This is a genomic window from Paenibacillus sp. VTT E-133280, assembly GCF_002264385.1.
Taxonomy (GTDB): Bacteria; Bacillota; Bacilli; order Paenibacillales; family Paenibacillaceae; genus Paenibacillus_AQ; species Paenibacillus_AQ nitricinens.
This window is the reverse complement of record NZ_NFUX01000139.1, coordinates 1-4,964: the sequence shown is the minus strand read 5'-3', so window position 1 is coordinate 4,964 and position 4,964 is coordinate 1. Positions and strand designations below refer to the sequence as shown.

Here is a 4,964-nt window from a genome sequence, read left to right as displayed (position 1 = left end):
CGCGGAGCGCGCCGGCCGGAAGCGTCCCCGCCAGAGTATGGCGGGGACGTGGGCACTGCCGCAGCCGAGATGCTGCGGCTGCGGGGGCAGCTGCTCTCCGGTGCGGAGCCGGAGAGCGCTATGCCGGGGCGGCGATCGGCCGCCCCGGGGTCCAGCCCTGACGCAGGCGGGCTGGAGGCCTCCATGAGGGAGCTTCGCAGGCTCATGGAGGCTTGGTCAGCTTGGCGGCAGCGCATTGAACGCTATGCCGCCGAGCGGGATGCCTGCCGCACAGAGCTGGAGACGCTGGCAGCGCAAGAGAAGGTGCTCGAGGAAGAAATGAGCCGAGCGGAGCTGGCTTTCACGCAAACCGCTGAGCAATATGAAGAATGGCTGCGTGAGCGCAGATTGCCCGAAGGCTTGTCCCCGGAAGGGCTGACGGATATCTTCGCTATGGTGGAGCAGGGGAACGAACTGCTGCGCCAAGAGCATAAGCTCTCTTTACGACTGAAGGAGCTTGAAGAGGAGTGTACTGTGTTCGAGGAGGAACTGCTTGCTCTTATTCATGACTCAGGTACCGATCCTCTGGACGAGTCTGGCGTGGCGGCAACTAGCTTTGAGATGGATCCGCAGGATGGACAGCGACGATCTGCACTAACTTTACTAAGCTGGCTGGAACTTCGAAAAAGAGCTTGGGATGAGCTGAAAAAGGATCTGATTCGGCGGGAAGGTATTCATTCCCGGTTACAAGAACTACTGGAAGAGCTTAAAGAGAGCCATAGGGTATTAGATGAACTTAGAGAACAGCGTGACCAATTGCTGCATGAAGGCGGAGCAATTGGTGGTGAGGATTTCCTACGCAGATCGGCTGGTGTACAGCGGCGTAGTGAGCTGAATAAATCCATTCGCCAGTGGGAGCTTGCTATGTTTGGAGGCTGGGAGGAAGAGCGAGTTACCGCTCTGCAAGTATTATTAGCTCATCATGATGCCTCAGCACTCCAGAAAGAGCGAACAGCAGCAGAAGAGCTAGCTGAACGGGAGGAAGAAATGTGGAACACCCTGCTGGAGCAACGAGGGAAGCTGCTACAGGAAAGGGAGTATTTGAAAGAACGCTGTATGGAGGACTCTGTTATTCAGCAATTGGAAGAGCAGAGAGCTGCTCTGCGAATCGTGGCTGATAAGTATGCGGTAGCTGCATTAACTGCTGAATTAATTGGAAGAACCCGCCGTATTTATGAACAGGAGAAGCAACCGCAGGTACTTTTGCTTGCATCTGACTATTTCTCCAAGCTGACCGAAGGGGAATACAAGAGAGTAGTTATGACTCTAGGTCATAAAGAACTAAAAGCGGAACACAAAGATGCTGGACTGCTGGACAGCGGTCTGCTCAGCCGTGGGACGGCAGAACAGTTGTACCTTTCCATCCGCTTGGCACTTGCTGAGACGATGTCTCGGCAAGTAACGCTGCCACTGCTGTTCGATGATCTATTCGTCAATTTTGATGAGGCTCGTCTTCATGCTGCGCTTTCACTGCTTGGTGAACTGTCGGTCTCCCGGCAGATTGTGATGATGACCTGTCACAAGCATGTGGCGGAAGCGGCAGTACGAATCATTCCAACAGCAGCAGTTATTTCCGTGTAACTGGTTTTATGGATACAAGGCTGTTCCCTTTTCCGTTCGAACCCGATGAGGAATCGCTACGTGGTGGGGTAGACCATGGCGTACGTAGTAGCATGACAGCCCAGACCATCGACAAAGCTCCGAAGATCGGGTAGAAGATGGAGAGAAGTGAGCTAAAGCCAAACTGGCTCAGTAAATAACAGACCAACATTAGAATCGGCGTAATTAATGTGGGTTTAACAGGAATTCGTTGTTTAAGCTGCATAGTAACACCATAAATGTCGGCTACAAACGTACTGAAGATCTCACAAAAGATCAGTAGCAAATATATAGTTTGTACTACAGTACCCAACCGGATAGCTATGTTGCCCATAGGGATTTCAAATTGGAGAATACCCGGCATCTGTGAGCTCATCGCGAAATGTGCGGCGATCAACATAAAGCCGATTCCGGCACCACCAATAATACCGCCCCAGACAAGCGATTTTTCTTCATCAGTATGTCGCGCCATGGGCACTAATACGGCTTGAGCCATACCTAGATTGAAGGCGGTGTAGAGCAGCGGCGACATCCAAGCGCCAAATATAGTCCGATCTGTTTCTAGGAATAAGAACCGCTGAGCTCCTGGAATTTGAAAGGTATTAAAAATAATGATGAGTGACAGCGTAAGCATTAATGGGACGATCAGACTGTTCATTTGCAGAATACCGGAAATTCCCCGTTTAAGCAGAAAATAAGAACCAACCAGCGTCAGTATTAGCCCTGTTTGATAATGAAGTCCAAGATGCTCTTGAAATATAGCGCCCGCGCCTGCAAGCATAATACTGTTGACACCGATTAAGATGACCATCGTGAACAAACTAATGGTGCTTCCGACTTGGTCGCCGAAGAGGTGCCGGTTAAAGTCTTCATAAGACTCTGCTTCTATGCGCCGAGCGATGACCATCATTTTCGTACCCAGCCATATGAACAGTATAGTAGAGAGCAGGATGGTCAGGACTGCCCAGTGTCCGTAACGAGTGAAGAATTTTAATATTTCTTGTCCGGTGGCGAATCCGGCTCCTACAATGGTGCCAATGTAAGTGAATGCGATCTGTAATGTTCGGACATGTGATTTCATGGCTCCCCTCCTAATAGTTTTAAGAACAAAAGAAAAATCATAATGCGTGCTATGCAGGATTGCCTTGTGTACTCTGTATAGTACAGGTTATGATGAGGATCAGTAGGACATGACTTCCGTGATTCATTTGTACGGAACGTCTGCGATTATAAAGGGTATTGGAGGTTCAAAGTCATGGAAGTGTTGAAACAGCGGATTTTGGAGGAAGGTGTCGTCGTTTCAGATGAAGTGCTGAAGCTGGATGCACTGTTGAATCATCAGGTAGATCCACAGCTTACGATGGAAATGGGACGGGAGTTTGCCGGGAGGTTTGCGGACTGCGGAATTACACGTATTGTGACCGTGGAATCCTCGGGCATTGCCGTGGCATTTGCCACCGCATATGAGTTAAAGGTGCCGTTAGTTTTTGCACGTCGCAAAAAAACACTGTTAGCAGATCCGGACGCACTTTGTGAAAGAGTTCCTTCTTTTACGAAAGGTATTGTCACCGACATTATGTTGTCTCGGCAATTCATCTCTCCAGAGGATAAAATCCTCTTTATTGATGATATCATTGCTAATGGTGATGCTGCACGTGGATTGATTAAGATCATCGAGCGCTCTGGCGCTGAGCTGGTAGGTCTTGGCGTTGTAGTGGAAAAAAGCTTTCAGGCTGGAGCTCGGACAATCAAAGAACAAGGCATCCGACTGGAGTCACTCGTAAGAATTACTTCTCTGAGTGGTGGCACCATTGAATTTGGGGAATAACCCGTTTTAGAGATAAGAACAGGCCTAAACAGGCCTATTTTTCAAACAACTGCTTTTCACCCTATAGATTTTCCTTTATAATAAAATCAGACATAGGGAGGAGGCGTCACAATGGGGAAAGAACCGGTGACTGAGCAATTTTTTATTGATAAATTAACCGAGGCCAAGGATCACTTCGAGCGTGCGCTGGATTGCAAACACACGGAATTCGACGATCTGTATCCCTATATGATTGAACATCCTCAGTTTTTTTGGTACAAACGCTATGTAGCTTGGTCAGAGCTTCTGACAATTAAAGGTTTATGTGAGGAACTTTCCTTCCCATGGAGGGAGAAATTCACAACGAACCAAGTGGAGTATCTGGAGCAACGTGTGATGTCCGCTAAAGTTCTTGATTTTTGGTTTGAGAAGAATGAAGCGCTGATATAAGAATGCTTTAGTAGACATGCAATTGGTCAATTGCTTATATGAGACCCAGATGATTTTTCATTTGGGTCTTTTTTCTTAATGAAAATAGGATAAGCTATATAGAGGGAGGGATTCATGATGATTAGCGATGAACAATTGGATACGTACCGAATTTCCGGCGAGAAAATTCGTGTGGTCCGGGATGGCATAGAAAGTAACGATGTAAAAGGGATTGTTCTGGCTTGGGATGATTCGCAGGTAATGATACGTCGTCAGAATAGACGAGTAGTAAAGCTAGATCGGAATTATTTATTCCAACCCTTCAGCGAACCAAGGAAAGAACCTGATAATATATAGTTTCCGCAGCAGAACAGCTCCTTACCCAAATCGGGTGGGGAGCTGTTCTGCTAACATCTATGCCTCTGACGGATTATATACTTAGAGCTAGCTGGGTGTCACTTTCTTCTCTGGAGAGTATAGAGAGCTCTGTGGACAGTCCCAGATATGCACGCATTCGCAGCATCATCTCTCTACGGAATCCTGGCCATAATATATTCAGTTCACCTTGATATCCTCTACAGGAGTACAAGGCCTCAACTCCTCGTTGATCTTGGCGAACGGTTGTGATCTTCAGATCATGCGAACTCAATTCGCGCGTAACCTCTTGGAGCATTAATGAGGTTTTCTTAGTGGCACCAGACACGAGCTCCATATAAAGCTGAGGGGTCTTAAACAGGCCGCTCTTGCTGATTACACGGCAGTCACGCTCGAAAACTTTATGAATAAACGTTAGCAGCAAATAGCTTCTGACAAGGGACAGTTCTTCTTTAGTAATATCTTCATCAACAATGGATGTCTTTAACTTCGTAGTCGCCATTATAAATCACCTCATTTATATTATGCGAACTTTTGTTCTCATTATACCTTATAATCGGAAGTGAAAGCAATAATTATCCATAAAATAATGATCGACAAGAAAATCTATAAAATATATTGACGCTTTAATCTCAGCATGATATGATATTTCTTGTGACCGCAAGATTGATATGTAGTCATTACGATGTGCGGTCGTGGCGGAATTGGCAGACGC

The 4,964-nt window shown here is 47.2% G+C and carries 6 protein-coding genes; 4 read left to right on the top strand and 2 right to left on the bottom strand.

Annotated features, from left to right (window positions below; genetic code table 11):
- Positions 1 to 1,620: ATP-binding protein (locus CA600_RS31445; protein ID WP_373455911.1), on the top strand; the 1,620-nt coding region annotated here is incomplete at its 5' end.
- Here CA600_RS31445 and CA600_RS30325 read toward each other — a convergent pair.
- Entirely contained in the window at positions 1,607 to 2,719 is a 1,113-nt protein-coding gene (locus CA600_RS30325) for a YkvI family membrane protein (RefSeq protein ID WP_094874797.1), read from the bottom strand. The genes CA600_RS31445 and CA600_RS30325 overlap by 14 nt on opposite strands.
- Before the next feature lie 174 nt (positions 2,720 to 2,893).
- Here CA600_RS30325 and CA600_RS30320 point away from each other — a divergent pair, with 174 nt between their 5' ends.
- The 3 genes from CA600_RS30320 to CA600_RS30310 all read left to right on the top strand — a co-directional run bounded on the left by CA600_RS30320 (position 2,894) and on the right by CA600_RS30310 (position 4,231).
- Complete coding sequence (locus tag CA600_RS30320) at positions 2,894 to 3,466, top strand: xanthine phosphoribosyltransferase (protein ID WP_076283133.1); 573 nt, start codon at positions 2,894 to 2,896, stop codon at positions 3,464 to 3,466.
- 111 nt (positions 3,467 to 3,577) lie between these two features.
- Positions 3,578 to 3,895: a hypothetical protein gene (locus tag CA600_RS30315; protein WP_036689410.1), complete on the top strand. Its 318-nt coding sequence runs from the start codon at positions 3,578 to 3,580 to the stop codon at positions 3,893 to 3,895.
- A 117-nt stretch (positions 3,896 to 4,012) separates the two neighbouring features.
- Positions 4,013 to 4,231 (top strand): hypothetical protein, encoded by a 219-nt coding sequence (locus CA600_RS30310; RefSeq protein WP_094874796.1) that lies wholly within the window; start codon positions 4,013 to 4,015, stop codon positions 4,229 to 4,231.
- 73 nt (positions 4,232 to 4,304) lie between these two features.
- On the opposite strand, the gene CA600_RS30305 is transcribed toward CA600_RS30310, so the two are convergent.
- Positions 4,305 to 4,751 (bottom strand): hypothetical protein, encoded by a 447-nt coding sequence (locus CA600_RS30305; RefSeq protein ID WP_094874795.1) that lies wholly within the window; start codon positions 4,749 to 4,751, stop codon positions 4,305 to 4,307.
- Between the last annotated feature and the right edge of the window lie 213 nt (positions 4,752 to 4,964).

What these genes read in the sequence shown, in the direction of transcription:
- CA600_RS30325 (WP_094874797.1), bottom strand. Translation starts at nt 2,719, where the DNA reads ATGAAATCACATGTCCGAACATTACAGATCGCATTCACTTACATTGGC.
- CA600_RS30320 (WP_076283133.1), top strand. Translation starts at nt 2,894, where the DNA reads ATGGAAGTGTTGAAACAGCGGATTTTGGAGGAAGGTGTCGTCGTTTCA.
- CA600_RS30315 (WP_036689410.1), top strand. Translation starts at nt 3,578, where the DNA reads ATGGGGAAAGAACCGGTGACTGAGCAATTTTTTATTGATAAATTAACC.
- CA600_RS30310 (WP_094874796.1), top strand. Translation starts at nt 4,013, where the DNA reads ATGATTAGCGATGAACAATTGGATACGTACCGAATTTCCGGCGAGAAA.
- CA600_RS30305 (WP_094874795.1), bottom strand. Translation starts at nt 4,751, where the DNA reads ATGGCGACTACGAAGTTAAAGACATCCATTGTTGATGAAGATATTACT.